The organism is Pseudomonas sp. GW821-FHT09C10 (assembly GCF_059418085.1).
In genome coordinates, this window is record NZ_JBWKPE010000014.1 from 59,184 (window position 1) to 85,267 (window position 26,084).

Consider the following 26,084-nt stretch of genomic DNA (forward strand, 5'->3'; position numbering starts at 1 on the left):
CGTGCTTAGACAAACTCCACCTGCGCCGGCTGGCGTTTCATCAACACCTTGCCGTGGCGAATCGAGTACAGCGGCAGCCCTTGGCTGCGAATCACCTCGTAGTCGCTGTCGGCCGAGAGGATCAGCAGGTTGGCCGGGCGCCCGGCTTCTAGGCCGTAACGGTCACCCAAGGCCATGGCCTTGGCGCTGTTGTCGGTCACCAGGTCGAGGGCGCTTTGCAGGTTGCGGTAGCCGAGCATATGGCAGATGTGCAAACCGGCTTCCAGCACGCGCAGGATGTTGCCGTTGCCCAGCGGGTACCAGGGATCGACGATGGAATCCTGGCCGAAGCACACGTTCATGCCGGCCTCCAGCAGTTCGTTGACCCGGGTGACACCACGGCGTTTCGGGAAGCTGTCGAAGCGACCCTGCAGGTGGATGCTTTCGGTGGGACAAGAGACGAAGCTGATCCCGGAGTGCCCCAGCAGGCGGAACAGTTTGGCGCAGTAGGCATTGTCGTAGGAACCCATGGCCGTGGTGTGGCTGGCGGTGACGCGGGCGCCCATGTCGCGGCTGCGGGCTTCTTCGGCGAGTACTTCGAGGAAGCGTGAGTGCGGGTCGTCGGTTTCGTCGCAGTGCACATCCACCAGGCAGCCGGTGCGTTCGGCCAGGTCCATCAGGAACTTCACCGAACTCACGCCTTGATCGCGGGTGTATTCAAAGTGGGGGATGCCGCCGATCACATCGGCGCCCAGGCGAATGGCTTCTTCCATCAGTTCGCGGCCGTTGCGGTACGACTCGATGCCTTCCTGGGGAAAGGCGACGATTTGCAGGTCGATCAGGTGCGAGCTTTCTTCGCGCACTTGCAGCATGGCCTTGAGCGCCGTGAGGTCGGGGTCGGTGACATCGACATGGGTGCGCACATGCTGGATGCCATGGGCGGCGAGGGCCTGGATGGTCTTTTTGGCGCGGGTCCTGGTGTCTTCCTCGGTGATGGTGGCCTTGCGTTCGCCCCAGCACTCGATGCCTTCGAACAGGGTGCCGCTCATGTTCCAGCGTGGTTCGCCGGCGGTGAGGGTGGCATCGAGGTGTATGTGCGGTTCGACGAAGGGCGGTATCACCAGGTTACCGGCTGCGTCCAGGTCATTGGGCCCCACTGCCGGCGCTGTTGTTTGTGGGGTGATGCTGGCGATCCGGCCGTGTTCCAGGTGCAGATCATGCAGGCCTTCACGGTTGCGCAGGCGGGCGTTGATGATGTGCATGGGTAAGTTCCTCTTGGCTAAAAACAATCAGGCAGACAGCCGCCAGATCATCAGGGCGATGCCGATGTCCAGGCGGTCATAAGCGTTATCCAGTGTCAGACCGCACAGGGCTTCGATGCGCTGGACACGGTGTGTCAGGGTATTGCGGTGCAAGGCCAGGCGCTGGGCGGCAGCCACAAGGTTACCATTCTCGTGAAACCAGGCTTCCAGGGTCGGCATCAGGCTGGGGCCGTGGTGCAGGTCGTGACGCAGCAGCGGGCCCAGGCGTTCATTGAGGAATTGGTCGAGCAGGGCGCGATCACGCACACCGCTGAGCAGCTTGAGCACACCCAGTTCGTCATACACGCACAGTCCGGCACGCTCGCTGAAGCGTCGTGCGGCCACCAATGCCTGGCGTGCTTCGTCCTGCGCCTGGGCCAGGCGCGCGGGTGGGTGTGCAGCGGCGCTCAGGCCGATAAACAATTTCAGCGGCGCCAGGCGCAGGTTGAGCGGGTTAAGCCAGTTGGCCAGTTGCTGGCGGTTGGCCAAGGCCGTGACGGCATCCGGTGCCGGCAGCAGCAGGGTCCATTGTCCGGCGCGCCCTAGTACCGGCAGTACCGCCGATAATTGACGCAAGCGCCGACTGATAGCGTCGTGTTGCCGCGCCAACTGCGCCTCCACCTGTGCCGCGTCCCCCTGGGCAAACAGCAGCTCACTGCCTTCCAATTGCAGTTGGGCGACCTGCCAATGCCCGGCCAGTGGCATATTCAATTGCACGGCCCGATGCAGCAGCAAATCCAGGGATTGATAATCCCCGCTCAGCAAGCGCTCCAGCACGTCGTGCCGCGAGCGTCCCAGTTGCTCGGACTGGATCAGCGCCGAACCAATCGCCTGGGTCACCAGCACCATTTTCAGCGAGTAGGGCTGCTCGATCAGCGGCATGCCGGCGGCTTCGGCGGCGTCGAGCAAGCGCTGGGGAATCGCCTGGATATACGCCGCTCCCGTCAGGATCACTAACCCAGCCACTTGGCGCTCACAGGCTTCGTCCAGCAGTTGCAGGAGGTTGGCCTCATCCCGTGGGTGGTTGATGCCGGTGACGAACACCAATTCACCGCCCAGCACCCACTCGGCGATCCCGCTGTTTTCCGCCACATAAGGCCAACGCACGACGTTATCCAGGGCGGCAGCCCCGGCGCGCAGGCGCATGGATTCCAGCCCCGGCAACGCCAGTACCTCCGCAATGGTCAGGCTCATGCCCGGGCATCAGCCAAAGGTACGCGCAGCACGGCGGAGAGCGCGACGTAGGTCAGCGACGCGGCAGCGATGCCCACCAACGGCGCGACCCACGGCGAGTTGAACGCCAGCACGGTACCCACCGCGTACGCCACCAGCCCGGCCCAGTTGAAGGCTGGCAGGCGCGCATCCGCCAGGCGCGGGTAGTGGCCGCGCCAGCGGTAGAAGAAGTCCGCCATGATCACCCCGCCAATCGGCGGAATCACCGTGCCCAGCAGGATCAGGTACGGCACCAGCATGTCGTACATGCCCAGCAACGCCAGCAAGGTGCCGATCACCGCACCCGCCAAGGTCACGGTTTTGCGGCGCTTGGTGCGCAGCAGGTTGCAACCGGCCACGGCGAAGTTGTAGATGGTGTTGTCCTGGGTGCTCCAGATATTGAGCAGCAACATGGCCATTGCCGCCATGGCGAAGCCTTGCAGCAGCAACACTTCGACCACGTCGGGCTGTTGGTAGACGATCGCGCCATAGGCGCCGATCAGCACCATCAAACCATTGCCGATAAAGAACCCGATCAGGCTGGCCAGCACCGCGACCTTGGCCGAGCGGGAAAACCGCGTCCAGTTGGTGGCCTGGGTGGCGCCGCTGACAAACGTGCCGAACACCAGGGTGATCGCCGTGGACAAATCCAGCTCGCCGGTCGGCACCACCGCCAGCAGCCCGTCCAGCCCGCCGACTTTCACCGTGGCGACCCACATCGACAGCAACAGCAACAGGCCCATGGCCGGTACCGCGATGTAGGAAAGAATCTCCAGCCCGCGATAGCCCACGTAGGCCGTGGCGCAGAACACCAGGCCGAACAGCACCATCAACACCAGCACGCTGCCCTGGCTCAGCTCGAAATACTTGCCCAGCACCACGGCCGCCGTGGCGGTGCCCCAGGCGTACCAGCCGATCTGGGTGAACCCGAGGATCAAGTCACTGAGCTTGCTGCCCACCTCGCCAAAGCAGAAGCGGCCCATCAACACCGAGTTCAACCCGCTCTTGAACGCGATGTAACCCAGGCCTGCGGCGTAGATACCCAACAGCAGGTTACCCAGGGCCACCACGCCGAGCATCTCGGTGAAACTGAACGCCACTCCGAGCTTGCCGCCGGCAAACATGGTCGCGGTAAAAAAGGTAAAGCCCAGCAGCACCATGGCGGTCGACGCCAGGCCTTTGCGCGCATGCATGGGGACTTCGCTTAAGGGGTAATCGTTGCCCGGTTCTTGCTGCGTCATGTGCGTGCTCCCTGAATGAGTGACGCAGGCCTGTTGCACCGGGCGTGCCAAATCACCGGCAGTGACAGGCGCACGGTCGCCGCTGTGCACTGTGCACAGTATTTATAGCCAAACAGGCGGGGAACGCAGGCGGGAGTGTTCGTTGTGCCCAGTCGGGCACGAAAGCGGTGCAGCAGTGATACAAATTGGATCAGTCGAACAGCGTCTGCGTGGTCTCGCCGCGATGAAAGGCGAACGCCGCCTCCAGATCACTTTCGATGGTGCGCCCACGGGACAGCGGCGGCAGCTCGTCCAGGCTGAAAAAGCCCACCCCGGTGGTCTCGAACCCGGCCACCGGCGCCAGTTGATCCACCCGTTCACACAGGAAATACAACTTGTAGAAATCCCGCACATCCGGCCGGTACAACCCCTTGGCCTTGTGGGTGACGCTATACAGTGCCCGCGCAGTCACGCTCAGCCCGGCTTCCTCGCGAATTTCCTTGATGATGTTTTCCGCCGCCGACAACCCGATATCGGCATAACCACCAGGCAGCGCCCAGCAACCGTCGGTGGCCTCGCGCACCAACAGAATCCGCTCACCCTCGATCACCGCGCCACGTACGTCGACCATCGGCGTCGAATAGCGCTGGGCGAAATCCGACACCAGCCCGGTGATGCGCTCCAGGGGCACATTGCCCAGCTGCGCCAGCATGCTGTGGGCAATCTCGGCGATTTCTTCCAGGCGTTCGCGCTCGAAATCATCGGTGCAAAAGTGCAGCCCCGTGGAGGCCAAGGCTTGCAAGCGTTTGGCCTGGGCCAGCCAGGTAGTTTCCATGGACATCTCCTCGGTCGCGAAGAAGGGCAAGGTTGGAAGGGTGCTACGGGAGGCACAAAAAAACCACCGCAAGGGTAATGCCGATCAGTTAAGAGATAGAACGGGCAAACAGTAACCTGTGGCGAGCGGGCTTGCCCCGCGTTGGGCTGCGCAGCAGCCCCAATAAGAGCGCTGCAGTGTGCCAGGCAGGTCCGGGACTGTGTTTTAGGGCTGCTGCGCAGCCCAACGCGGGGCAAGCCCGCTCACCACAGTTACAGTGTTCCTCCTTAACTGACTGGCATTAACCGCAAGGGTGGTTTTTTAACAGCGCAGGCTTACTCGCCGCGATAGATGCAGCCACTGGTGCAGGTCTCGTGGATACGGATCGCACTGAGCTCCGGCAGCAGCGGCTTGAGTTCAGTCCAGATCCACTTGGCCAGCACTTCGCTGGTGGGGTTTTCCAGGCCTGGGATGTCATTGAGGTAGTTGTGGTCGAGGCGTTCGTAGAGCGGCTTGAAAATCGCCTTGATCTCCGAGAAGTCACGAATCCAGCCGGTATGGGGATCCAGGTCGCCACTCAGGTGGATCGCCACCTTGAACGAATGCCCATGCAGGCGCCCGCACTTGTGGCCTTCCGGTACGTGGGGCAGGCGGTGGGCGGACTCGAAGGTAAACTCTTTGAAGATTTCCACAGTATTTTCAGCTCGGTCAGGTATCTGGCAGGCGGCGAGTTTAACAGCTTGATCCCATGCCGCGCATACCGCTGGGTCAAAGCGCCTGCAAGCGCTCGCCAAGGCCACCGTTATCGGCCAGTTGCAGAAACTCATCCCCCAGTCGCCGGCTCTCGCTCATCGCGGTTTGCCAGTACTTGTTGCGGCTCGGGTCGTCGCCCATGAAGCGCTTGAAGTCGCTGCGGTCCGGCAGTTTGCCGTGGGGCAGGCGGGCCAGGTAGTCCTTGGACGGCGCCAGCAGCAACACATCCTGCAAGCCGTGCGGGTTGCTGCGCCGCCATGGCAGGCCCTTGTCGAACCAGCCGGGGATGACCCGGTCGGTGAAGTGCGGGTACAGCACGATGTCGTCGCCGTGGTAGGGCAGGTCGAGGTGGTAGTCCAGCAGGCCGCCGTCGCGGTAAGTGCCGGTGCCGGCTCCGGGCAGGTCGCGCACGCCTTGCATCACCATGGGGATTGATCCGGACGCCAGCAGCGCCTGGCGCAGGTTGCCCATGTCCAGCGCAAGGAAGCGCGAGGGGAAATCCTTCAGCGGGTGCACCGGCGGTGCCTGGCGCGGGTCGTGGATGATCAGTCGCTCGAAATGCCGTGCCAGCCGTGCACGGCCGCGCAGGTTGTCGGCGATCACCGATGACAGGCCCAAACCCAGGCGCCCGCGGTGGTCATCGGCGAGCAGGCCGTGGCTTTTGACCACCATGATGTTCAGCCGGTAGTCGGGGTTGTCCAGCACCCGCGCATCGCGGCCGGCCAGCAGGTCGTCGAGCATGCGCTGGCAGCTGTGGCTGACTTCGGCCATGGTCACGCCTTTGGCAAAGCGTTGTTCGTTGTACAGGCGGCCGAGGTCCAGCAGGCCTTGCACCGGGTCGGGCAGGCAGGCGCTGGCAAACCGCCAGGAACCGATCGATGCACCGATCAGCGCCCGCTCCCGTGGCGCACGCGGCAGCCAGTCGCCGAACAGCGCCAGGTCCAGACCCTGGATCCCCAGCGCCTTGGGGCCGCCGGCCGCTCCGGGGAGTATGCCGACATCCGCAGGCTTGAGGCCCTGTTCGCGAATGCGCGCAAAGGCGCGTTTGCCGGCCTTGAGGGTCAGGGCGGGGAACTTGATGTGGATGGCTGTCATACCGGTCTCTGTTGAAGCGAGGTGCAGGCGCAAGCGTGCTCGCGAAAAACGTTAACGATACCGCGTGAATCCTGAATAAGCATCGTAGCCTGTCGCACGTGCTGGAAATTGCCATGGTGGCAATTCAGTTTCAGTTAAGTTGTAGCCGCTACCGTGGCCGGTGTAGGAAAAACATCGTGTAACGGAGACTCATCATGAAACGCCTCACTGCTCTGGTCGCCGCCGCTATCATCGCCTCCACGGCGACCCAGGCCGGAGCCGTGGACCCCGACAAACCACTGACCGTGCCCGCCACTGTTACAATTGTTGCGTTCGACCAGCTCGAAGCCACAGCCCAGGCCCTGCACCCCGGTTCAATACTGCTGGACACCGACCTGGACGAGGCTTACGGCAAGTATGTCTATGAAGTCGAACTGCAAGATGCCGACGGCATTGAATGGGAGGTCGAATTGGACGCGCTCACCGGGCAGGTTCTCAAGAATCATCAGGATACGTAATGAAGGTAAATTTACGCGCCGGCAGTCGAGTGGCGTTGGTGCTGGTGGTGTTCTGCTCAGGCTTGCAGGCCCGCGACCTCAACCAGGACGAAGCCTTGGCGCTGCGCCAGCAGGGGGTGATCCTGCCTCTGGAGCAACTGTTGCAGCAGGCCATGGCGCGGTATCCCGGCTCGCGCCTGCTGGAAGCCGAGCTTGAGAAAAAGCACGGCCAATATGCCTACGAAGTGGAACTGGTGACCACCGACGGCGTGGTGCGCGAGATCAAACTCGACGCCACCAACGGTGTACTGATCAAAGATGAGGAAGACTGATGCGCCTGCTCCTGGTGGAAGACAACGTACCCCTGGCCGATGAACTGCTGGCCGGCCTGCAGCGCCAGGGTTATGCCGTCGACTGGCTGGCCGACGGCCGTGACGCCGCGTATCAGGGCCGCAGCGAACCCTACGACCTGATCATCCTCGACCTCGGCCTGCCCGGTTTGCCCGGCCTTGAGGTGCTGGCGCAATGGCGCGCCGCCGCACTGGCCACCCCGGTGTTGATCCTCACCGCCCGCGATTCCTGGGCCGAGCGTATCGAAGGGCTCAAGGCCGGTGCCGACGATTACCTGAGCAAACCCTTTCACCCCGAAGAGCTGCACCTGCGCATCCAGGCGCTGTTGCGCCGCTCCCACGGGCAGGCCAACCAACCCACCTTGCAGGCTGCCGGCCTGCACCTGGACGAAGGCCGCCAGTGCGTGCTGCGCGATGGCGACGAGATCCAACTGACCGCCGCAGAATTTCGCCTGTTGCGCTACTTCATGTTGCACCCCGAACAGATCCTCTCGAAAAGCCACCTGGCCGAGCACCTGTACGACGGCGAGACCGAGCGCGACTCCAACGTGCTGGAAGTGCACGTCAACCACCTGCGCCGCAAACTCGGCCGCAGCGTGATCGAAACCCGGCGCGGCCAGGGTTACCGGTTTGGCGCCAGCCCTGCATGAAGTCGATTCAGCGCCGCCTGAGCCTGGGCCTGATCAGCGTGATGGTGATCGTCGGCGTGGTGCTGGCGCAAACCAGCCTATGGTTGTTCGAGGCCGGTTTGCAACGCTACCTGGAAGCCGGGTTGCGCAACGATGCCGAGAACCTGCTGGTCGCCCTGGTACGCGGGCCCAACGGTGTGCAACTGGATGAGCAGCGCCTGTCGCCGGCCTACCAGCGGCCGTTTTCCGGGCATTACTTCCGCATCGATTTTGCCGACACTCACTGGCGCTCCCGTTCGCTGTGGGACCAGGAATTGCCCCGACTGCCCGAGGCCGGGCTCAAGGGCAACCTGCAATTGGGCCCCGAAGGCCAGCAATTGCTGGTCCTGCGTTCGGACTACAAGCGCTTTGGCCAATCGATTTCCATCAGCGTGGCCCAGGACTACACCCCGGTGCGGGAAAGTTTTCGCCTGATGCGTCGGATCGGCCTGGTGCTGGGGCTGGCAGCACTGCTGCTGGTGTTGTTTTTGCAGCGAGTCACCGTACGTCGCGCCTTGCGCCCGCTGGAAAACGCGCGTAACCAGATCGCCCAACTGCAACAAGGTCAACGCTCGCAACTCGACACCCAGGTGCCGCTGGAACTGGAGCCACTGGTCGCCCAGATCAACCACCTGCTGGCCCACACCGAAGACAGTCTCAAACGTTCGCGCAATGCCCTCGGCAACCTTGGGCATGCGCTGAAAACCCCGCTGGCGGTGCTGTTGAGCGCCGCCTCGAGCGAGGCGCTCAAGGATCACCCCGAACTGAGCAAACTGCTGCGCGAGCAATTGGAGCAGGTGCAGCAACGCCTCAACCGTGAACTCAATCGCGCCCGGCTGGCCGGCGAAACCCTGCCGGGTGCCTTGTTCGACTGTGAACAAGAACTGCCCGGCCTGCTCGCCACCTTGAACATGATCCATGGCGAACACCTGGACCTCAGTTACCACGTCGCGCCGGGACTGCAATTGCCCTGGGACCGCGAGGATTTGCTGGAGCTGCTCGGCAACCTGCTGGATAACGCCTGCAAATGGGCGGATGCAGAGGTGCGCGTGAGCGTCAGCGAGACGCCGCACGCTTACCTGCTGTCGGTGGAGGATGACGGTCCCGGGATTCCCGAGGCCCAGCGTGACCAGGTCTTCAGCCGCGGTGCACGCCTGGACGAACAGATCGACGGCCATGGCCTGGGGCTGGGGATCGTGCGCGACATTGTCGAGGTGTGGGGCGGGGTGTTGCAGTTGCAGGAGAGCGAACTGGGCGGGCTCAAGGCGCTGATCGAATTACCTAAACGCCATGGCTGACACGCCGTAGATCAAAATGTGACAGGGCCTTTCTGTGGCGAGCGGGCTTGTCGAATCGTCGCACCGCCCGCGTTGGGCTGCGCAGCAGCCCCAATGGATCTCCAGTGAACCCGTCGGGGGACAAGCCCCCTCACCACAGTAAGCCCCTCCCACATTGGACTTGTCTTCGACCCTCAGACGCGGAACTGGTCCATCAACCCCTGCTGCTGATTCGCCAGGCTGTTCAATGCCTGGCTCACCCGCGCCGACTCATTGGCCTGTTCCGACAACGACTCGGTCACATCGCGAATGGTCGCCACATTGTGGTTGATCTCTTCGGCCACCGCGCTTTGCTCTTCGGCGGCGCTGGCGATTTGCAGGTTCATGTCGCTGATGACCGTGACCGCATCGCCGATCTGGCGCAGGGCGGTAACGGCCTCGCCGACCTGTTCGACGCTGCCCTGGGCCTGGCGATAGCTGTTGCCCATGGAGCCGACGACCTCTTCGGTGCCGCTCTGCAATTGTTCGATCACCAGGCGGGTTTCCTCCACCGACTCCTGGGTACGCCGTGCCAGGTTGCGGACCTCGTCGGCGACCACGGCAAACCCTCGGCCGGCCTCACCGGCGCGGGCGGCCTCGATTGCCGCGTTGAGCGCCAGCAGGTTGGTTTGCTCGGCGATGCCGCGAATCACTTCGAGCACGGAGCCGATCTTCTCGCTGTTGGCGGACAAGCCTTCGACCTGGGCCATGGCGGTGCTCATATCGGCCGCCAGTTGGCCGATGTTGGTGGTGGTGCGGTCGATCACTGTCAGGCCGTCGCGTGTAGCCTGGTCGGCATCCCGCGCGGCATGGGCCGCCTGGGCGGCGCTGCGGGCCACGTCCTGGGCGGTGGCGCTCATTTCGTGGGAGGCGGTGGCCACCTGGTCGACCTGGCGGTACTGCTGCTCCATGCCGGCGCTGGTTTGCGTCGCAATCGCGGCGGACTGGTCGGCGGTACCACGGGCGTCCTGCACCGAGCGTTTGACTTCGGCAATGATGGGTTGCAGCTTGTCGAGGAAACGGTTGAACCAGCCGGCGAGCTGGCCCAGTTCGTCCTGTTTGTCATACGCCAGGCGGCGGGTCAGGTCGCCTTCGCCGCTGGCGATGTCTTCAAGCATATGGGCCACGCCGAGGATCGGTCGGGTCACGCTGCGGGCCATCAGCCAGACCAGGATCAGGCCGATCACGGCGGCCAGCAGGCCCAAGCCCAATTCCAGCAGGGTGCCGCGGGTATTATCGGCGTCCATCTGGGTCTTCAGTGCTTCAGCCGGCCCCACCAGGACTTTTTCCGGTACATCCAGCAACACGCCCCATGGCTTGCCGTCGGGAATCGGCGCGAACGGCGCCAGCACCTTGAGTTGATGGTCGGTGCGCAGGCTGCGGGTCTGTGTCCCGCCGGCCAGGGCGCTGATCAATTGCGCGCCGCTTTGCGTATCGACCTGATCCAGGCGTTTGCTCAACTGGCTGGCGTCCGCGCTGTAGCCGGCAAGCAAACCGGTGGGGCTGAGGATGCTGACCTGGGTCTGGCCGTCATACAGCTTCTGGCTGGCCTGCTGGCTCACGGCCTGCAGGCTGTTGAGGTTGATGTCCACCGACAGCGAAGCGATCACCTTGCCATTGACCGTCAACGGAAACACGATGCTGGTCATCAGCACGTTTTGCCCGTCGATCACATAAAAGTACGGTTCGATCACACACGGCTTGAGGGTGCTGCGCGGGCAGGTGAACCAGGCGTTGGCCGGTTCGCCGCTGGGGCCGACGCGGGTGTCGGACATGTCGCTTTCCGGCAGTGCCATCGACGTCAGCGTGCCCGGCGTCGGCTGCGACCAGTACAGGGCGAAGCGGCCCTTGTCGTTGCTGCCCAGTTCGGCCTGGCCGGCGAACAACTCATCCTTGCCATCCAGCGCATTGGCTTCGAATACCAGGGACAGCCCCAGCAGTTCCGGGTTGGCCTGCAGGGCGGCCTTGACCTGGCGGGTCAGGTCTTCGCGGGTGTCGAAGGCGTCGAGGAAGCGTTTTTCGGCTTGCTCACGCAGGAACAGGACCTGGCGGGAAAACCCATGCCCATATTGGTAGGCGTCCATGAATTGCCGGCGGATGCCCGCGGCCTGCACCTCACCTTGGGCCTCGATGCGAGCCTGGGCCGCCTCATCGAGCATCTGCATGCTGGAAGCCTTGACCTGCTCGGAACTCTGCGCCATGCGGTACAACGACAAACCCACCAGCAGGGTCACGATCCCCAGCAGGCACAGGCCGGCGAGCAGGGTGATTTTCCATTGAATGGAGAGCTGTCTGAGGGACATCGGCACATCCTTACCTGAAAACACATAGAGCCCGGTTATCGGCCGATCTGGCATTTTCTTTATTCATACGATCAATTTAAACCTGAAAGCGGCGCCGCTTTTTGACATGGGGCGCGACCTGCTGCACAGTGCGCGCCCTCTAATAAGACCTCCTTCAAGCCTGCACGCCAGCTGCCATCCGATGGCTGCCCGGGCGCGGGCATGCCTGTTTTGTATGTTTCTGCTTGAGGTAACCATGATTAACGCAGTCATCGCCGCGGTCGGCACCATGCTGGTGCTCAGCCTGTCCCGCGTGCATGTGGTCATCGCCATTATTGTCGGCGCCCTGGTGGGCGGCCTGACCGGTGGCCTGGGCATCGAGGCCACGCTCAAGGCGTTCAACGGTGGCTTGGGAGGGGGGGCGACCGTGGCCTTGTCCTACGCCTTGCTCGGCGCTTTCGCCGTGGCGATTGCCAAGTCCGGCCTGGCCCACGCCCTGGCGGACAAGGCCTTGCTGCTGGTCGACCGTCAGGAAGCCAGCGGCGGCAACCACGTCAAATGGCTGCTGATCGGCCTGCTGTGGGTGGTCGCGATTGCGTCGCAGAACATCCTGCCGATCCATATCGCGTTTATCCCGTTGCTGGTGCCGCCCCTGTTGTATGTGCTGACCAAATTGCAGTTGGACCGCCGCCTGATCGCCTGCGTGATGACCTTCGGCCTGATCACGCCGTACATGTTCCTGCCGGTGGGCTTCGGCAATATCTTCCTCAACCAGATCCTGTTGGCCAACGTGGCCAAGAGCGGCGTGGACATCAGCCAGGTCAACGTCACCCACGCCATGAGCCTGCCGGCGCTGGGCATGGTGGTCGGGCTGCTGGTGGCGGTGTTTATCAGCTACCGCAAGAAGCGCGTGTATGACCTGGAGAAAATCGAGCGGGTCGAGCAAGTGGCGGTGCAGTACAACCCCCTGACCCTGCTGGTGGCGGGCCTGGCGATTGCCTCGGCGTTCATCATCCAGTTGTGGCTGGACTCGATGATTATCGGTGCCCTGGCCGGGTTCCTGATCTTCTCGATCTCGGGCATCGTGCGCTGGCGCGACACCGACGACCTGTTCACCGAAGGCATGAAGATGATGGCGATGATCGGCTTCATCATGATCGCCTCGTCAGGCTTTGCCGAAGTGCTCAAGGCCACCGGCGACGTACGCTCGCTGGTGGAAACCTCGGCGGCGTTCATCGGCCATAGCCGTGGGGTGGGGGCGTTGTTGATGTTGCTGGTGGGGCTGCTGGTGACCATGGGCATCGGCTCGTCGTTTTCCACGGTGCCGATCCTGGCGGCGATTTTCGTGCCGCTGTGTGTGCAACTGGGCTTCAGCCCGCTGGCCATCGTGTGCATTGTCGGCACCGCCGGGGCGCTGGGTGATGCCGGTTCGCCCGCCTCGGACTCCACCCTCGGCCCGACCTCCGGCCTGAATATCGACGGCCAGCATCACCATATCTGGGACACCGTGGTGCCGACGTTCCTGCACTACAACCTCCCATTGCTGGCGTTTGGCTGGTTGGCGGCGATGACGCTCTGATCTACAGATTCACCGGCGCTGGCCGATAACCTCTCAAGTCGCCCAATAAGAGAGAAAAGCCATGCGTCTGAGCCTGAAGGCCAAAGTCCTGTCCCTCGCCGTTGTGCCGGTGTTGCTGTTCGCCGTGGTCATCAGCCTGACCACCGTGTGGATCCTCCAGGGCCAGGCGCGCAACGAGGTGGATGAAACCCGCCAGCGTCTGCTCAACGACGCCAAGGCCACCCTGCAAAGTTATGTGGAAGTGGCCATGACCACCATCAAGCCGCTCTATGACGCCGCCGCCCCCGGCGATACGGCGGCGCGGGCCGAGGTGGTCAAGCTGCTGTCCAACACCAGCTATGGCAAGGACGGTTACTTCTTCGGCTACGACTCCGAGACCATCCGCCTGTTCAAAGGCAACAGCCCCGACGGCGTGGGCAAGAGCTTCAAGGACAACCGTGACCCCAACGGTGTCTACGTCAACCGCGACCTGGTCAAGGTCGGCAAGGACGGCACCCACTACCTGCAATACAGCTCGACCCAGCCCGGCCAGACCGAACTGGTGCCCAAGATGGGCTACACCGAATACCTGCCTAAGTGGGACATGGTTATCGGCACCTCGGTGAACCTGGATGGCATCGAAGCCCAGGTGGCGGTGGTCGAAGCCAAAGTGAAAACACGCATGGAAGGCGTGCTGCTGAGCATCCTCGGCGTGGCCGTGGTGGTGTTGCTGGTGATCGCCGCCGTCGGCATGCTGCTGGCCAACACCATTTTGCGCCCGCTGCATTTGATGAAAGCCAACCTCGACGACATCGCTGCCGGTGAAGGCGATTTGACCCGCCGCCTGGCCATCACCAGCCAGGACGAACTGGGCGACCTGGCCGGCGCGTTCAACCGTTTTGTCGACAAGATCCACGGCCTGGTGCGCCAGATCACCGAGATGACCACCCAACTTACCGGCCTGGTCAGCCAGGTGTCCGACCAGGCCCAGCGTTCTGAGCAGGCCATGGAGCGCCAGCGTCACGAGACCGACCAAGTGGCCACCGCCATCAACCAGATGTCCTCCGCAGCGCAAGAAGTGGCGCGCAGTGCCCAGGGCGCCTCCGTGGCCGCGCAACAGACCGACGCCGAAGGCCAGGCCGCCAAGCGCGTGGTGGACGGCAGCATCGCGCAGATCCATGCGCTGGTGAATGACATCCGCAGCAGCGGTGTGTCCCTCGACAGCCTGCAGCAGGACGTGTCGTCGATTGTCAGCGTGCTCGGCGTGATCCGCTCGATTGCCGAACAAACCAACCTGCTGGCCCTCAACGCGGCGATCGAGGCCGCGCGGGCAGGGGAGGCCGGGCGCGGTTTTGCCGTGGTCGCCGACGAGGTGCGTGCCCTGGCCAGCCGCACGCAAACCAGCACCCAGGAAATCCAGGGCATGATCGACCGCCTGCAAAAAGGCACCGAGGCGGCCGTGGATGCGATGCGCCGCTCCAGCGATGCTGGCGATGGCACCTCGGCCCAGGCCAATGAAGCCGGGGCGTCCCTGGACACCATGGCCCAGTTGATCGGCACCATCAACTCGATGAACGCGCAGATTGCCAGCGCCGCCGAAGAACAGACCGCCGTGGCCGAAGAGATCAACCGCAGCGTGCATCAGATTGCCGTGGCGGTGGACAGCGTGGCCGATGAAACCCAGTTGGGCGCCCAGACTTCGCGCAGTCTGGCGGACCTGGGCCAACGCTTGGGCCAATTGGTCGGCCAGTTCAGGATCTGATCCTCATAGGTTGAGCGTATGGTTATCCACCGTTAATACGAATATACCTATCACCGCCCCTCAGTGAGACTTGAGCCCCACTCACCACAGGGGCTCACCTCATGCCACTTCCCGACCCGCTTCAGCGCCTGGCTGAACTCGACACCAATACGGTCTCCGACGCACTGGATTTCCTGCAGCTGCCGGGGGCGGTGGTGGGCATCCGCCCGTTGTGGGACTGCCCCAAGGTGGTGGGCCGGGCCAGCACGGTCAAGCTGGCGCCCAAGACTGACGCCGCGCCCGCCGTGCACCTGATTTCCCCGGTGATCGACGCGATCACCACCGACGACCGTGTGCTGGTGATCGTCGGTGGGCTGGAGGGTATCTCCTGCTGGGGCGACATCATCGCCAATGCCGCCGTGGCCAGGCGCATTCGTGGCTCGGTGATCGACGGTTGCAGTCGCGACATCGACGGCAGTGCGTCCATCGGCTACCCGGTCTATGGCCGTGGGGTCACCATGATCAGCGCGCGCAACCGGGTGGTGCAGGTCGATTCCGGCGTCACTGTCAGCGTGGGCGGTGTGAACGTGTCGGAGGACGACTTCGTGATTGCCGACCGCTGCGGCACGGTGTTCATCCCCGCTGCCGTTATCGAGCAGGTGCTAGACCTGGGTGAGCGCATCGCCGCCCGTGAAGCCGGCATGGTCGAGGCCGTGCGCAGCGGCCGTTCGGTGGCCGATGTGATGCACGACAGCCACTTCGAAGCCATCCGCGTGGAGCCTGCCCGATGAACGATCAACACCTTGTCGCCCTGTTTGCCGGGCTCGATACACCGGGTGTGTCGGATGCCATGGATAAACTCGGGATTGCCGGCCAATGCCTGGGCATCGCGCCGCTGGATAACTACCGGGGCACCGTGGTGGGCCCGGCGTTTACCGTGCAGTACGTCCCGGCGAGCACGCCGCCGGGCTCGGTCGGTGACTTTATCGAAGACGTGCTGCCGGGGGATGTGGTGGTTATCGCCAACGCCGGGCGCAGCGATTGCACGGTGTGGGGCGACATCATGACCCAGTACGCAGGCAGCCGGGGCATTGCCGCTACGGTGATCGACGGGGTGTGCCGGGATGTCAGCAAAGCCCTCGGCGATGGCTATCCGTTGTTCACCAAGGGCCGCTATATGCGCACCGGCAAGGACCGTGTGGAAGTGCTGGCGGTGAACCAGCCGGTGGCGATCAGCGGCGCGCGCGTGTGTGCAAGGGACATTGTGGTGGCCGACGCCAATGGCGTACTGGTGGTGCCGCGTGCCCGTGCCGAGGAGGTCGCGCGTACGGCCCGGCAGATCGAGGCGGTGGAAGCCCGGATCCGCGCGCAGATCGAGGCCGGCAGGACACTCAGGCAGGCGCGTGAGTCTCTGGGCTATCACACCTTGCAGAGGAAGGACGCATGACCATTGAACGCCTGAACACGCGCCTGGCCCAGGCCCGACCGTCTGCCACCTACCGTATCATCGACCGCGTGGCCGCACGCCGCGCCGAGGGCGCAAGCATCATCTCGTTGTGTGCCGGGGAGCCGGATTTCGACACCCCGGAACACATCCGCCGGGCAGGTATCGATGCGATCCGCAACGGCCATACGCGTTACACCCAGGTCGCCGGAGTGCGAGCGTTGCGTGAAGCGGTGGCGCAGAAGTTCCGTCGCGAAAACGGCTTGGACGTCACCTGGCAGGACACCCTGGTCAGCAACGGCGGCAAGCATGTGATCTACAACGCCCTGGCCGCCACCTTGAATGCAGGCGACGAGGTGATCGTGCCCGCGCCGTATTGGGTCAGCTACCCGGAAATGGTCGAACTGTGCGGCGGTACCGCAAGGATTTTGCCGTGCGCCGCCCAGCAGGGGTTCAAGCTGACCGCGGCAGCCCTGGAGCAGGCGATCACCCCCCGCACGCGCTGGCTGATCCTCAACTCTCCGTCCAACCCGACCGGCGCCGTGTACAGCCGGCTGGAATTGCAGGCCCTGGCGCAGGTGCTGTTGAAACATGCCCATGTGCTGGTGCTGGCGGATGATATCTACGAGCACTTGCTGTTCGGCGGGCAAACCTTCCACACCCTGGCGCAAGTCGAGCCGCGCCTGGCGCCACGGGTGCTGACCATGAATGGCGTGTCCAAGGCCTATGCCATGACCGGCTGGCGCATCGGCTTCGCCACCGGCCCGTGCTGGTTGCTGGCCGCCATGGAAAAACTCCAGGGCCAGCAGACGTCGGGGGCCAGTGCGATTTCCCAGCAGGCCGCGATTGCTGCATTGACCGGCCCGCAGGACTTTATCCAGCAGTCACGGGCGGTATTCGAGCAGCGCCGTGACCTGGTGGTGGCCTTGCTGAACGCCAGCCCGGGGCTGGAATGTATGAACCCGGACGGTGCGTTCTATGCCTTTGCGTCCTGCGCCGGTCTGCTGGGCCGCACCACGCCGGCCGGCAAGCGGCTGCATACCGACGAAGACGTGGCCGATGCCTTGCTCGACGAAGCCCATGTGGCCGTGGTGCCCGGCAGTGCGTTCGGGCTGGCGCCGTACTTGCGCATCGCCTACGCGTTGGACGACGCCTCGTTGCGCCAGGCCTGCGAGGCGATCCACCGGTTCTGCGCTGCGACCCGTTAGACGTCGCGCATCAGCAAACCGAAGCGCAGGTCCATTTCGGTCGGCAGGGGCACATATACCGTGTGCCCATCTCCCGGCGCCACATCGATGGCTTCGCCCTTGGCGTTGTGCAGGCTGGCCAGGTCAAAGTGGAAGTTGCCGGCGGGGGTCATCAGTTCCAGGTGATGACCCACGGCAAAGCGGTTCTTCACCTTGACCTCGGCCAGTTCGCCGCGGCGCTCGCCGGTCAACTCGCCGACAAACTGCTGGCGCTCGGACACTGAGCTGCCGTTCTGGTAATTCTGGTATTCGTCGTGCACATGGCGGCGCAGGAAACCTTCGGTGTAGCCGCGCTGGGCCAGGGATTCCAGGTCGGTCATCAAGTTGCGGTCAAACGCACGGCCGGCTACCGCATCATCGATTGCCTGGCGGTACACCTGGGTCGTGCGGGCGCAGTAGAAATGCGATTTGGTGCGGCCTTCGATCTTCAGCGAATGCACGCCCATGTGGGTCAGGCGCTCCACATGCTGCACGGCGCGCAGGTCCTTGGCGTTCATGATGTAGGTGCCGTGTTCATCCTCGAAGGCGGGCATCTGTTCGTCGGGGCGGTTGGCTTCCTGCAGCAGGAACACCTGGTCGGTGGGCGCGCCGATCCCCAGTGTGGGTTCCGGTTGATACACCTGGACTATATCGCCCGTGGCGTTTTCCACCGCCGGGGTGGCCTGGTATTTCCAGCGGCAGGCATTGGTGCAGGTGCCCTGGTTGGCATCACGTTTGTTCATGTAGCCCGAGAGCAGGCAGCGCCCGGAATAGGCCATGCACAAGGCACCGTGGACGAACACTTCCAGCTCCATGGCCGGCACCTGCTGGCGAATCTCGCCGATTTCTTCCAGGGACAGCTCCCGCGACAGGATCACCCGGCAAATCCCTTGCTGCTGCCAGAACTCCACGCTGGCCCAGTTCACCGTATTGGCCTGCACCGACAGATGGATCGGCATCATCGGGAAGTGCCGGCGCACCAGCATGATCAGGCCCGGGTCGGACATGATCAGCGCATCCGGGCCCATGGTGATCACCGGGGCGAGGTCCTTGAGGAAGGTCTTGAGCTTGGCGTTGTGTGGCGCGATGTTTACCACCACGTAGAACCGCTTGCCCTGCGCGTGGGCTTCCTGAATGCCGAGCGCGAGGTTGGCGTGGTCGAACTCGTTGTTGCGCACCCGCAGGCTGTAGCGCGGCTGGCCGGCGTAGACCGCATCGGCGCCGTAGGCGAAGGCGTAGCGCATGTTTTTCAGGGTGCCGGCGGGGGCGAGCAGTTCGGGGGCAAGGACGAGAGGCATGGGGATCGGGTCGCAAAAGGCCGCGAGCGTAGCCCAATGTGTGCAGGGCTTTATTGATCTGGGTCTACGCTTACCGCAACAAAGATGGCACTCCCGGGATTTGCGGTGGACTAAGCAGCTGGACGCACACGCGCGGCCTGCTTTTCTGACATGGATCGGACATGAATCAAACCAACCTGCAATTCAAGACCCTGCTGCTCCTGCTGGCCCTGGTGACCATCGCCTTTATATGGATATTGCTGCCGTTCTACGGTGCAGTGTTCTGGGCGGTGATCCTCGGCATCATCTTTGCGCCGATGCAACGTCGCCTGCAGCAGCGCTTCGGCTGGAACCGCAACCTGACGTCCCTGGCCACCTTGATGGTGTGCCTGGTGATCGCGATCCTGCCGGTGATCATTACCAGCGCGTTGCTGGTGCAAGAGGGCGCCACGCTGTACAAAAACGTCGAGAGCGGCAAGCTGGACGTGGCCGGCTATATCGAGCAGTTCAAGAACTTCCTGCCGCCGTACTTCCAGCACCTGCTGGACCGCTTCGGCATGGGCAACCTGGAAGGGCTGCGCGAGAAGATCGTCAAGAGTGCCATGCAGGGCAGCCAGTTCTTTGCGACCCAGGCGTTCAGCTTCGGCCAGGGCACGTTTGATTTCCTGGTGAGTTTTTTCATCATGCTGTACCTGCTGTTTTTCCTGCTGCGCGACGGCCCGGAACTGGTGCGCAAGGTCCGCACGGCGGTGCCGTTGGCCGAGCCGCAGAAGCGTCGGTTGCAGCTCAAGTTCAATCGGGTGGTGCGCGCCACGGTCAAGGGCAATGTGCTGGTGGCCGTGACCCAGGGGGCGCTGGGTGGTTTGATCTTCTGGTTCCTGGACATTCCCAGTGCGTTGCTCTGGGCGGTGCTGATGGCGTTTCTGTCACTGCTGCCGGCCGTGGGCGCGGGCATTGTGTGGGGGCCGGTGGCCGCCTACTTCCTGTTGAGCGGTTCGATCTGGCAGGGTGTGGTGCTGGGCCTGTTCGGCGTGTTTGTGATCGGCCTGGTGGACAATGTGTTGCGCCCGATCCTGGTGGGCAAGGACACCAAGATGCCGGACTACCTGATCCTGATCTCGACCCTGGGCGGCCTGTCGGTATTCGGCCTCAACGGGTTCGTGATCGGGCCGCTGGTGGCGGCGCTGTTCATGTCCAGCTGGGCGTTGTTTGTCGAGAGCAAGCCGCGGGTCAAGTTGCCGTTGCCTTGAGTCTCAGGCGTGCAGGCGGAAGTTTGAGGCTTGCTGCAGTTGTTTTTCGGCGTCAGACAAGGACGTCAGCGGGCCGCTGATGGCTTCGCCGTCGCGCACCACGTACCAGCAAGCCAATAAACCCAGCTCTCGAAGCGGGGCAGGGACGGCGCTGCCGATGACGGACATGATTTGAACAGTGGGCATAAGGACCTCCAATCGCTATGGAGGTCACCTTACGGGGCACGGGCGCTCAGGAAAAATCATCTGGCTCGATAGTCGACATCAACAAAATGCCTCAGTCGACCACTTGATCGAGCATGCTCACCACTTCCTGCTCATTAAGCAGGCCTTTGTGCACCAGGTTTTCCGCCAGCAGCGCGAGGAACTTGGCGCTGCGGTGGCCTTCCAGGTGCTTGAGCTCCGTGAGCGCGCTGTAGACCTTGCTGGACGTACACAGGCCAGCGGTGCGGTGCGGATTTTGTGTGGGCATGGTCAGTCGTCCTTGTTGTTATGGAGTGGACAGGATTGATAGTGGGAGTGTGGCGTGACACAAACATGACAGCGTGAGCCCCGTTCGGGCAAGTAGACTTTCGACCTTAAGCATGTGGGATTGCAGCCCGGCCATTGTCCTCAGAGCGACCTTGGCAGGATAAATCCGGACGTTACCCACAAGAAAAGGCCCCGCGGGTGGGCGAGGCCTGTTGCATAGCTGACGGTTTAGACTTACCAGCCGCGGCGGTAATAGCCGTGGGGCGGGCCATAGTAGCCACGCGGTGGGCCGTAATAGACCGGCGCGGGGCGGTAATAGACCTCCTGCTGCACGTACACCGGTGGCGGTGGTGCGTAGTAGACGGGCGGCGGCGCGGCATACACCGGCTGCGGTTGCACGTAGACCGGCTGCTGCACATAGACCTCACGGGGCTGGCTGGCCACCACGGAGCCCACTACGGCGGCGCCGACCAGGGCACCCAAGACGGCTGGGCCACCCCATCCACCACCATGGGCGGAGGCTTGGCCTGCCATAGCGAGTGCACCTACCAGCAAGGCGATCTTGGGGATTGTACGAATCATGGTCATTCCTCGGTTAGCCCCTGCGCTTGTGGTCTGCAATCAATAGACTCAAGTAATGTCGCGGGGATACTTTTAAGACAACGTATTTCTGAAAAACAGCACGGCCGCTAGGTAAAGGTTGTGTAAGGTCTGTACCGATTTGCTTACTCAAAGGAGTTATCCATGCAGATGCACCCCAACAAGGACACCCAACTGTGCATGTCGCTGTCGGCCCGCCCTGGGAATTTTGGCTTGCGTTTTCATAACCACCTGTACGAACAGCTGGGGCTGAACTTCTACTATAAAGCCTTCAGCAGCCAGGATTTACCCGGCGCGATAGGTGGTATCCGCGCGTTGGGCATCCGGGGTTGCGGGGTGTCCATGCCCTTCAAGGAGGCCGCCATTGCATTAGTGGACGAACTGGACGATTCGGTTCAAGCCATCGACTCCTTGAATACCATCGTCAATACCAATGGCCATCTCAAGGCCTACAACACCGACTACATCGCCGTCGAACAATTGCTCAAGAAACACGCCGTGCCGCAGAATTCGACCTTCGCCCTGCGTGGCAGCGGCGGTATGGCCAAGGCCGTGGCGAGCGCCTTGCGGGATGGCGGTTACGCCAATGGTGTGATCGTGGCGCGTAACGAAGCGGCAGGCCGGGCGCTGGCGCAGAACCTGGGGTATGAGTGGCATGCGGAACTGGGCGATTTGCGCCCACAGATGCTGATCAACGTCACCCCCATCGGCATGACCGGCGGGGCCGAGGCGGATGCCCTGGCGTTCGACGCGGATGCCGTGGATGCCGCGCACACTGTCTTCGATGTGGTGGCGATCCCCGCCGAAACGCCGCTGATCGTGCGTGGACGGGCCAAAGGCAAGCGGGTGATCACCGGGTTGGAGGTGATTGCGATCCAGGCGTTGGAGCAATTCGTTCTGTACACCGGCGTGCGGCCTACGGATGAACAGTTCCAGGCGGCCGTAGCCTTCGCCCGCAACTGAAGGCCACTGCGGCTCTAAATGTGGGAGGGGCGGTGCGACGATTCGACTTGCTCCCGATAGCGGTGTATCAGGCAATGAAAGTGTTGACTGACCCAGCGCTATCGGGAGCAAGCTCCCTCCCACATGTTTGACCGTGTCAGGCCTGTTCCAGCTGCGCCAATCGCTCTTCCAGAGCTGCAATTCGTGCTTCAAGTTCTTCGATACGATCCAGCGAGACTGCGCCGGCAGAGCGCTCCACCGGGCTTCCCCGCGCCGCGATAATCACCTCGATGTCCGCCGGATCGCCCAGCGCATGGGTATAGCGATCTTCCCGCTGCCCCGCCTGGCGCGGCACCAGCAGCGCCAGCCCGCGGGCAATCAGGCGCTCCAGTTGGTGCACCACCTGCTCGGCATCCTCGAAGTCATGCATGCGCCCGCTGCGGGTCAGCAGTTCGTTGACCGTCTGCGGCCCACGCAAGAACAGCAGCCCGGTCAGGATCACCTGGGCCGGTACCAGTTCCAGCGCCTTATCCACGCGATGCTCCCACCGGTCTGCGCGGCTGCCCATCACCAGGCGCGTGAAGCCTTGGCCTTCCAGCGCACGCAGACTCTGGCCAACCTGGCCCTGGCTCAGGTTCATCACCGGCTCGCGGCTGGTCTTCTGGTTGCAGGCCAGGACCAGGGCGTTGAGGGTCAGGGGATAGGTTTCCGGGTTGGTCGCCTGTTTTTCGATCAGGCAACCCAGGACGCGAATTTCCGTGCTGTTCAGGCGCGGCTCAGGGGTGTCGGTGTCGTGCTCGGCGGTCATCGCGCTTTCCCTATGCAGTGAACGCACTAGCCTAAGCCGGAAAAAATAAAAGACAAGCGCCTGGCGTGTCTATAATCGCCGCTGGTTCCAACCCTGCCACTACCCATGAGACTGCCATGACTATTTCCCTGTACGCCGCCTCCATCCCCGTCTTCAAGCAAATGCTCACCGCCCTGAGCGATGTGCTGAACAAAGCCGAAGCCCACGCCACCGCCAGGAACATCGAACCCAACGCCTTGCTGCAAGCACGCCTGTTCCCGGACATGTTCCAACTGGTGCGCCAGGTGCAGATCGCCGTCGACTTCGCCAAGGGCGTTTCCGCACGCCTGGCTGAGATCGAAGTGCCGAAATACGAAGATACCGAAGTCACCTTCGCCGATCTGCAAGCGCTGATCGCCAAGGTGCTGGCGTTTGTCGACACCATCAAGCCCGAGCAAGTCGACGGCAAGGAAGGCATCGAGATCATCACCCGCCCCGGCACGCCGAAAGAGAAGCGCTTCAGCGGCCAGTCCTACCTGCTGACCTACGGCCTGCCGCAGTTCTTCTTCCACGTCACCACCGCATACGCCTTGCTGCGTCACAACGGTGTGGAAGTGGGCAAGCGGGACTACATGGGCGCTTTCTAAGGCTCGAAAAAAAGCCCGGGGTGGTTCATTCCTGAACCACCCCGGGCTTTTTTACGCCTGGCGCTTAAGCCGACTGCTCTTCCTTGCCCAGGCACGCGGCCGCGGTAAACAGCACATCGGTGGACGAATTGAGTGCGGTTTCCGCCGAATCCTGCAACACACCGATGATGAAGCCTACGGCCACCACCTGCATGGCGATCTCGCTGGGGATACCGAACAGGCTGCATGCCAGGGGAATCAGCAGCAGCGAGCCGCCGGCTACACCCGACGCACCGCAGGCACAGATCGCCGCGACCACGCTGAGCAGCACGGCGGTCGGCAGGTCCACGGCAATGCCGAGGGTGTGCACGGCCGCCAGGGTCAACACGGTGATGGTGATCGCAGCACCGGCCATGTTGATCGTAGCGCCCAGTGGAATCGACACCGAGTAGGTGTCTTCATGCAGGCCCAGGCGTTTGCTCAAGGCCAGGTTCACCGGGATATTCGCCGCCGAACTGCGGGTGAAAAACGCGGTGATGCCGCTTTCGCGCAGGCACATCAGCACCAGCGGGAACGGGTTGCGGCGCAGTTTCCAGAACACGATGGCCGGGTTGACCACCAGTGCCACGAACAGCATGCAGCCGATCAGCACCACCAGCAGGTGGGCGTAGCCGAGCAGGGCGCCGAAGCCCGAAGTGGCGAGTGTCGAGGCCACCAGGCCGAAGATACCCAGCGGGGCGAAGCGGATCACCACGCGCACGATCAGGGTCACGCCGTTGGACAGGTCGTCGAGCACCGTGCGGGTGGTCTCGCCGGCATGGCGAATAGCAATGCCCATGCCGATGGCCCAGGCCAGGATGCCGATGAAGTTGGCGTTCATCAGTGCGCTGATGGGGTTGTCCACCACGCTCAACAGCAGGCTTTGCAAGACCTCGCCGATGCCGCCGGGAGCGCTCACGGTGGCGTCATGGGTAGCGAGCACCAGCGATGAGGGAAACCACATGCTGGCAATCACCGCCACCACGGCGGCGGCAAAGGTGCCCAGCAGGTACAGGAACAGGATCGGCTTGATATGGGTTTCCTGGCCGTGTTTATGGTTGGCGATCGACGCCATCACCAGTACGAACACCAGGATCGGCGCCACGGCCTTGAGCGCGGTGACAAATACCTTGCCGATAAACCCGGTGGCCTTGGCCGCCTCCGGCAAGAGCAGGGCCAGCAGGATGCCGGCGATCAAGCCGATGACGATTTGCGTGACCAGGCTGATGCGGGCCAGGCGTTGGAAAAGGGAAGGGGCAGCAGTCATATAAAGGTTGTCTCTAGTTTTTTTAAGGGCGCGGCAATGCAGGCAGAAAGGTCTGTAGGAAGCAGGTCGCGAAGTCTAGCATGCCGCTGGACCTGTCCCGGCCGCTGCGGCATTGGGTCGCCGGGGCTTCGCAAAAGCCGGACATACTCTGTTAAGATTCTGCCCTCTCACCTTTCCTCTCCGTCAGCGGGCCCTTCGGGCTGTCGTTGATGTCGCCGTTTCTGGAGTTTTCATGCTGTTTCCCATCCTGCTGCTGTCGGCCGCCGGTTTTACCGTGCTGACCACAGAATTCGTTATCGTCGGCCTGTTGCCGTCCATTGCCCGGGACCTCAACGTCAGCGTGTCCCAGGCCGGCCTGCTGGTGACCTTGTTTGCGTTTACCGTGGCGGCCTTTGGTCCGTTTCTGACCGCGTACTGCGCCCGTTTCCCCCGCAAGCGTCTGTTTATCAGCATCCTGCTCCTGTTCGGCGTGGCCAATACCGTGGCCGCATTGGCGCCGAGTATCTGGGTGATGGCATTGGCGCGCTTGATCCCGGCCCTGGGCCTGCCGGTGTTCTGGGCCCTGGCCAGTGAAACCGCGGTGGATATTGTCGGCCCCGAATACGCCGGGCGCGCCATCGAAAAGATCGGCTTCGGCATCGTCTGCGCCACGGTGTTCGGGATTCCAGTGGGCACGCTGATTTCCGATATGTTCGGCTGGCGCGCCGCGTTTGCGATCCTCGCCGTGGTCGCGCTGGCCAAGGCCTTGCTGCTGTTCATCTACCTGCCGGTGACCCAACCGAAGAACGACCAGGTGTCGTTGCGCTCGCAGTTCAAGATCCTGCGCAACCCGCTGATGCAAGGCCATATCCTGTTGTCGGTCCTGGTATTCAGCGGCATGTTCACGGCGTATACCTACCTGGCGGATATCCTTGAGCGCCTGGCCGGTTTCGACGGCACGCTGGTGGGCTGGTGCCTGATGGGCTTTGGCGCAGTGGGGCTGATCGGCAACTTCCTGGGCGGGCGTGCGGTGGACCGTCACCCGCTGATCGCCTCGATGGTGTTCTGCGGTTTCATGATCGCCGGCATGGTCGCGCTGGTACCGGCGATCCATTCCACGGTCGGCCTGGCGGCGGCGATGGCGGTGTGGGGCGTGACCCAGGCGGCGCTGTTCCTGGTCAGCCATGTGCGGTTGATGAAGGCCGCCCCCCATGCCCCGGCGTTTGCGGCGTCGTTGAATATCGCCGGGGCCAACCTGGGCATTGGCCTGGGGGCCATGGTCGGCGGGCATGTGATCGACACCCTCGGCCTCGGCAGCCTGGGCTTCGCCGCTTCCGGGTTTATCCTGGTGTCGATCCTGCTGGCGCTGTGGCTGATGACCGCCAGGCAAGCGGTCGCGTCCAACGCCTGA

At 63.1% G+C, this 26,084-nt stretch carries 26 protein-coding genes and 1 pseudogene; 13 read left to right on the forward strand and 14 right to left on the reverse strand.

What is annotated here, in order from left to right; genetic code table 11:
- Positions 1-5 precede the first annotated feature (5 nt).
- The 6 genes from codA to AC07OT_RS23805 form a co-directional block, all read right to left on the reverse strand.
- Positions 6-1,241 carry a cytosine deaminase gene (gene codA / locus AC07OT_RS23780; RefSeq protein WP_027603134.1) on the reverse strand — a complete coding sequence of 412 codons (1,236 nt, stop codon included), beginning with the start codon at positions 1,239-1,241 and terminating at the stop codon, positions 6-8.
- Between the two features lie 27 nt (positions 1,242-1,268).
- Entirely contained in the window at positions 1,269-2,474 is a 1,206-nt protein-coding gene (locus AC07OT_RS23785) for a PucR family transcriptional regulator (RefSeq protein ID WP_495109192.1), read from the reverse strand.
- Positions 2,471-3,733, reverse strand: a complete 1,263-nt coding sequence (gene codB / locus AC07OT_RS23790; RefSeq protein WP_495109193.1) for a cytosine permease — start codon at positions 3,731-3,733, stop codon at positions 2,471-2,473. Before codB ends, AC07OT_RS23785 begins: the two co-directional genes overlap by 4 nt.
- Positions 3,734-3,923: 190 nt before the next feature.
- Positions 3,924-4,547, reverse strand: a complete 624-nt coding sequence (locus AC07OT_RS23795) for an NUDIX hydrolase (RefSeq protein ID WP_495109194.1) — start codon at positions 4,545-4,547, stop codon at positions 3,924-3,926.
- Between the two features lie 314 nt (positions 4,548-4,861).
- The gene (queD, locus tag AC07OT_RS23800) at positions 4,862-5,218 is read right to left on the reverse strand and encodes a 6-carboxytetrahydropterin synthase QueD (RefSeq protein WP_003237990.1); all 357 of its coding nucleotides are present in this window, start codon (positions 5,216-5,218) and stop codon (positions 4,862-4,864) included.
- A gap of 76 nt (positions 5,219-5,294) precedes the next feature.
- Positions 5,295-6,374, reverse strand: a complete 1,080-nt coding sequence (locus AC07OT_RS23805; RefSeq protein ID WP_495109195.1) for a patatin-like phospholipase domain-containing protein — start codon at positions 6,372-6,374, stop codon at positions 5,295-5,297.
- 194 nt (positions 6,375-6,568) lie between these two features.
- Here AC07OT_RS23805 and AC07OT_RS23810 point away from each other — a divergent pair, with 194 nt between their 5' ends.
- The 4 genes from AC07OT_RS23810 to AC07OT_RS23825 are packed head-to-tail and all read left to right on the forward strand — an operon-like array spanning position 6,569 to position 9,166.
- Positions 6,569-6,871, forward strand: coding sequence for a PepSY domain-containing protein (locus tag AC07OT_RS23810; RefSeq protein WP_495109196.1), 303 nt, complete (start codon positions 6,569-6,571; stop codon positions 6,869-6,871).
- Positions 6,871-7,182: a PepSY domain-containing protein gene (locus AC07OT_RS23815; RefSeq protein WP_027603140.1), complete on the forward strand. Its 312-nt coding sequence runs from the start codon at positions 6,871-6,873 to the stop codon at positions 7,180-7,182. Before AC07OT_RS23810 ends, AC07OT_RS23815 begins: the two co-directional genes overlap by 1 nt.
- On the forward strand, positions 7,182-7,850 hold the full coding sequence (locus AC07OT_RS23820) for a response regulator transcription factor (RefSeq protein WP_027603141.1): 669 nt from the start codon (positions 7,182-7,184) through the stop codon (positions 7,848-7,850). The genes AC07OT_RS23815 and AC07OT_RS23820 overlap by 1 nt, the downstream gene beginning before the upstream one ends.
- Positions 7,847-9,166 carry a sensor histidine kinase gene (locus AC07OT_RS23825; RefSeq protein ID WP_495109197.1) on the forward strand — a complete coding sequence of 440 codons (1,320 nt, stop codon included), beginning with the start codon at positions 7,847-7,849 and terminating at the stop codon, positions 9,164-9,166. Before AC07OT_RS23820 ends, AC07OT_RS23825 begins: the two co-directional genes overlap by 4 nt.
- A 173-nt stretch (positions 9,167-9,339) precedes the next feature.
- Here AC07OT_RS23825 and AC07OT_RS23830 read toward each other — a convergent pair whose 3' ends face one another.
- Entirely contained in the window at positions 9,340-10,095 is a 756-nt protein-coding gene (locus tag AC07OT_RS23830; RefSeq protein ID WP_371263343.1) for a methyl-accepting chemotaxis protein, read from the reverse strand.
- A 102-nt stretch (positions 10,096-10,197) separates the two neighbouring features.
- Positions 10,198-11,541: pseudogene (locus AC07OT_RS23835) on the reverse strand (methyl-accepting chemotaxis protein); the annotation flags it as partial.
- 184 nt (positions 11,542-11,725) lie between these two features.
- Here AC07OT_RS23835 and AC07OT_RS23840 point away from each other — a divergent pair.
- The 5 genes from AC07OT_RS23840 to AC07OT_RS23860 all read left to right on the forward strand — a co-directional run bounded on the left by AC07OT_RS23840 (position 11,726) and on the right by AC07OT_RS23860 (position 17,417).
- Complete coding sequence (locus AC07OT_RS23840) at positions 11,726-13,045, forward strand: Na+/H+ antiporter family protein (RefSeq protein ID WP_193603598.1); 1,320 nt, start codon at positions 11,726-11,728, stop codon at positions 13,043-13,045.
- A gap of 61 nt (positions 13,046-13,106) precedes the next feature.
- The gene (ctpM, locus tag AC07OT_RS23845) at positions 13,107-14,786 is read left to right on the forward strand and encodes a methyl-accepting chemotaxis protein CtpM (protein WP_115488752.1); all 1,680 of its coding nucleotides are present in this window, start codon (positions 13,107-13,109) and stop codon (positions 14,784-14,786) included.
- Positions 14,787-14,887: 101 nt separating this feature from the next.
- On the forward strand, positions 14,888-15,556 hold the full coding sequence (locus AC07OT_RS23850; protein WP_495109198.1) for an RraA family protein: 669 nt from the start codon (positions 14,888-14,890) through the stop codon (positions 15,554-15,556).
- Entirely contained in the window at positions 15,553-16,212 is a 660-nt protein-coding gene (locus AC07OT_RS23855; protein ID WP_115488750.1) for an RraA family protein, read from the forward strand. Before AC07OT_RS23850 ends, AC07OT_RS23855 begins: the two co-directional genes overlap by 4 nt.
- A complete protein-coding gene (locus AC07OT_RS23860) occupies positions 16,209-17,417 on the forward strand; it encodes a pyridoxal phosphate-dependent aminotransferase (RefSeq protein WP_495109199.1) in 1,209 nt (402 codons plus the stop codon). The genes AC07OT_RS23855 and AC07OT_RS23860 overlap by 4 nt, the downstream gene beginning before the upstream one ends.
- Here the strand turns inward: AC07OT_RS23860 and trhP are convergent.
- Positions 17,414-18,733 (reverse strand): prephenate-dependent tRNA uridine(34) hydroxylase TrhP, encoded by a 1,320-nt coding sequence (gene trhP, locus AC07OT_RS23865; protein WP_495109200.1) that lies wholly within the window; start codon positions 18,731-18,733, stop codon positions 17,414-17,416. The genes AC07OT_RS23860 and trhP overlap by 4 nt on opposite strands.
- Positions 18,734-18,894: 161 nt before the next feature.
- Here trhP and AC07OT_RS23870 point away from each other — a divergent pair, with 161 nt between their 5' ends.
- Complete coding sequence (locus AC07OT_RS23870) at positions 18,895-19,962, forward strand: AI-2E family transporter (RefSeq protein WP_108574784.1); 1,068 nt, start codon at positions 18,895-18,897, stop codon at positions 19,960-19,962.
- 3 nt (positions 19,963-19,965) lie between these two features.
- Here AC07OT_RS23870 and AC07OT_RS23875 read toward each other — a convergent pair whose 3' ends face one another.
- The 3 genes from AC07OT_RS23875 to AC07OT_RS23885 all read right to left on the reverse strand — a co-directional run bounded on the left by AC07OT_RS23875 (position 19,966) and on the right by AC07OT_RS23885 (position 21,021).
- Positions 19,966-20,148 (reverse strand): hypothetical protein, encoded by a 183-nt coding sequence (locus AC07OT_RS23875; RefSeq protein WP_027603151.1) that lies wholly within the window; start codon positions 20,146-20,148, stop codon positions 19,966-19,968.
- Between the two features lie 91 nt (positions 20,149-20,239).
- Positions 20,240-20,434 (reverse strand): hypothetical protein, encoded by a 195-nt coding sequence (locus AC07OT_RS23880; RefSeq protein WP_027603152.1) that lies wholly within the window; start codon positions 20,432-20,434, stop codon positions 20,240-20,242.
- Positions 20,435-20,667: 233 nt separating this feature from the next.
- Positions 20,668-21,021, reverse strand: coding sequence for a hypothetical protein (locus tag AC07OT_RS23885; protein ID WP_027603153.1), 354 nt, complete (start codon positions 21,019-21,021; stop codon positions 20,668-20,670).
- 156 nt (positions 21,022-21,177) lie between these two features.
- Here AC07OT_RS23885 and AC07OT_RS23890 point away from each other — a divergent pair, with 156 nt between their 5' ends.
- Positions 21,178-21,996 (forward strand): shikimate 5-dehydrogenase, encoded by an 819-nt coding sequence (locus AC07OT_RS23890; protein ID WP_495109201.1) that lies wholly within the window; start codon positions 21,178-21,180, stop codon positions 21,994-21,996.
- 136 nt (positions 21,997-22,132) lie between these two features.
- On the opposite strand, the gene AC07OT_RS23895 is transcribed toward AC07OT_RS23890, so the two are convergent.
- Positions 22,133-22,783, reverse strand: coding sequence for a YceH family protein (locus AC07OT_RS23895; RefSeq protein WP_065926946.1), 651 nt, complete (start codon positions 22,781-22,783; stop codon positions 22,133-22,135).
- A 116-nt stretch (positions 22,784-22,899) separates the two neighbouring features.
- Here AC07OT_RS23895 and AC07OT_RS23900 point away from each other — a divergent pair, with 116 nt between their 5' ends.
- Positions 22,900-23,409 (forward strand): DUF1993 domain-containing protein, encoded by a 510-nt coding sequence (locus tag AC07OT_RS23900; protein ID WP_065939363.1) that lies wholly within the window; start codon positions 22,900-22,902, stop codon positions 23,407-23,409.
- A gap of 64 nt (positions 23,410-23,473) precedes the next feature.
- Here AC07OT_RS23900 and sstT read toward each other — a convergent pair whose 3' ends face one another.
- On the reverse strand, positions 23,474-24,694 hold the full coding sequence (sstT, locus tag AC07OT_RS23905) for a serine/threonine transporter SstT (RefSeq protein WP_495109202.1): 1,221 nt from the start codon (positions 24,692-24,694) through the stop codon (positions 23,474-23,476).
- A 232-nt stretch (positions 24,695-24,926) separates the two neighbouring features.
- Here sstT and AC07OT_RS23910 point away from each other — a divergent pair, with 232 nt between their 5' ends.
- A complete protein-coding gene (locus tag AC07OT_RS23910; protein ID WP_495109203.1) occupies positions 24,927-26,084 on the forward strand; it encodes an MFS transporter in 1,158 nt (385 codons plus the stop codon).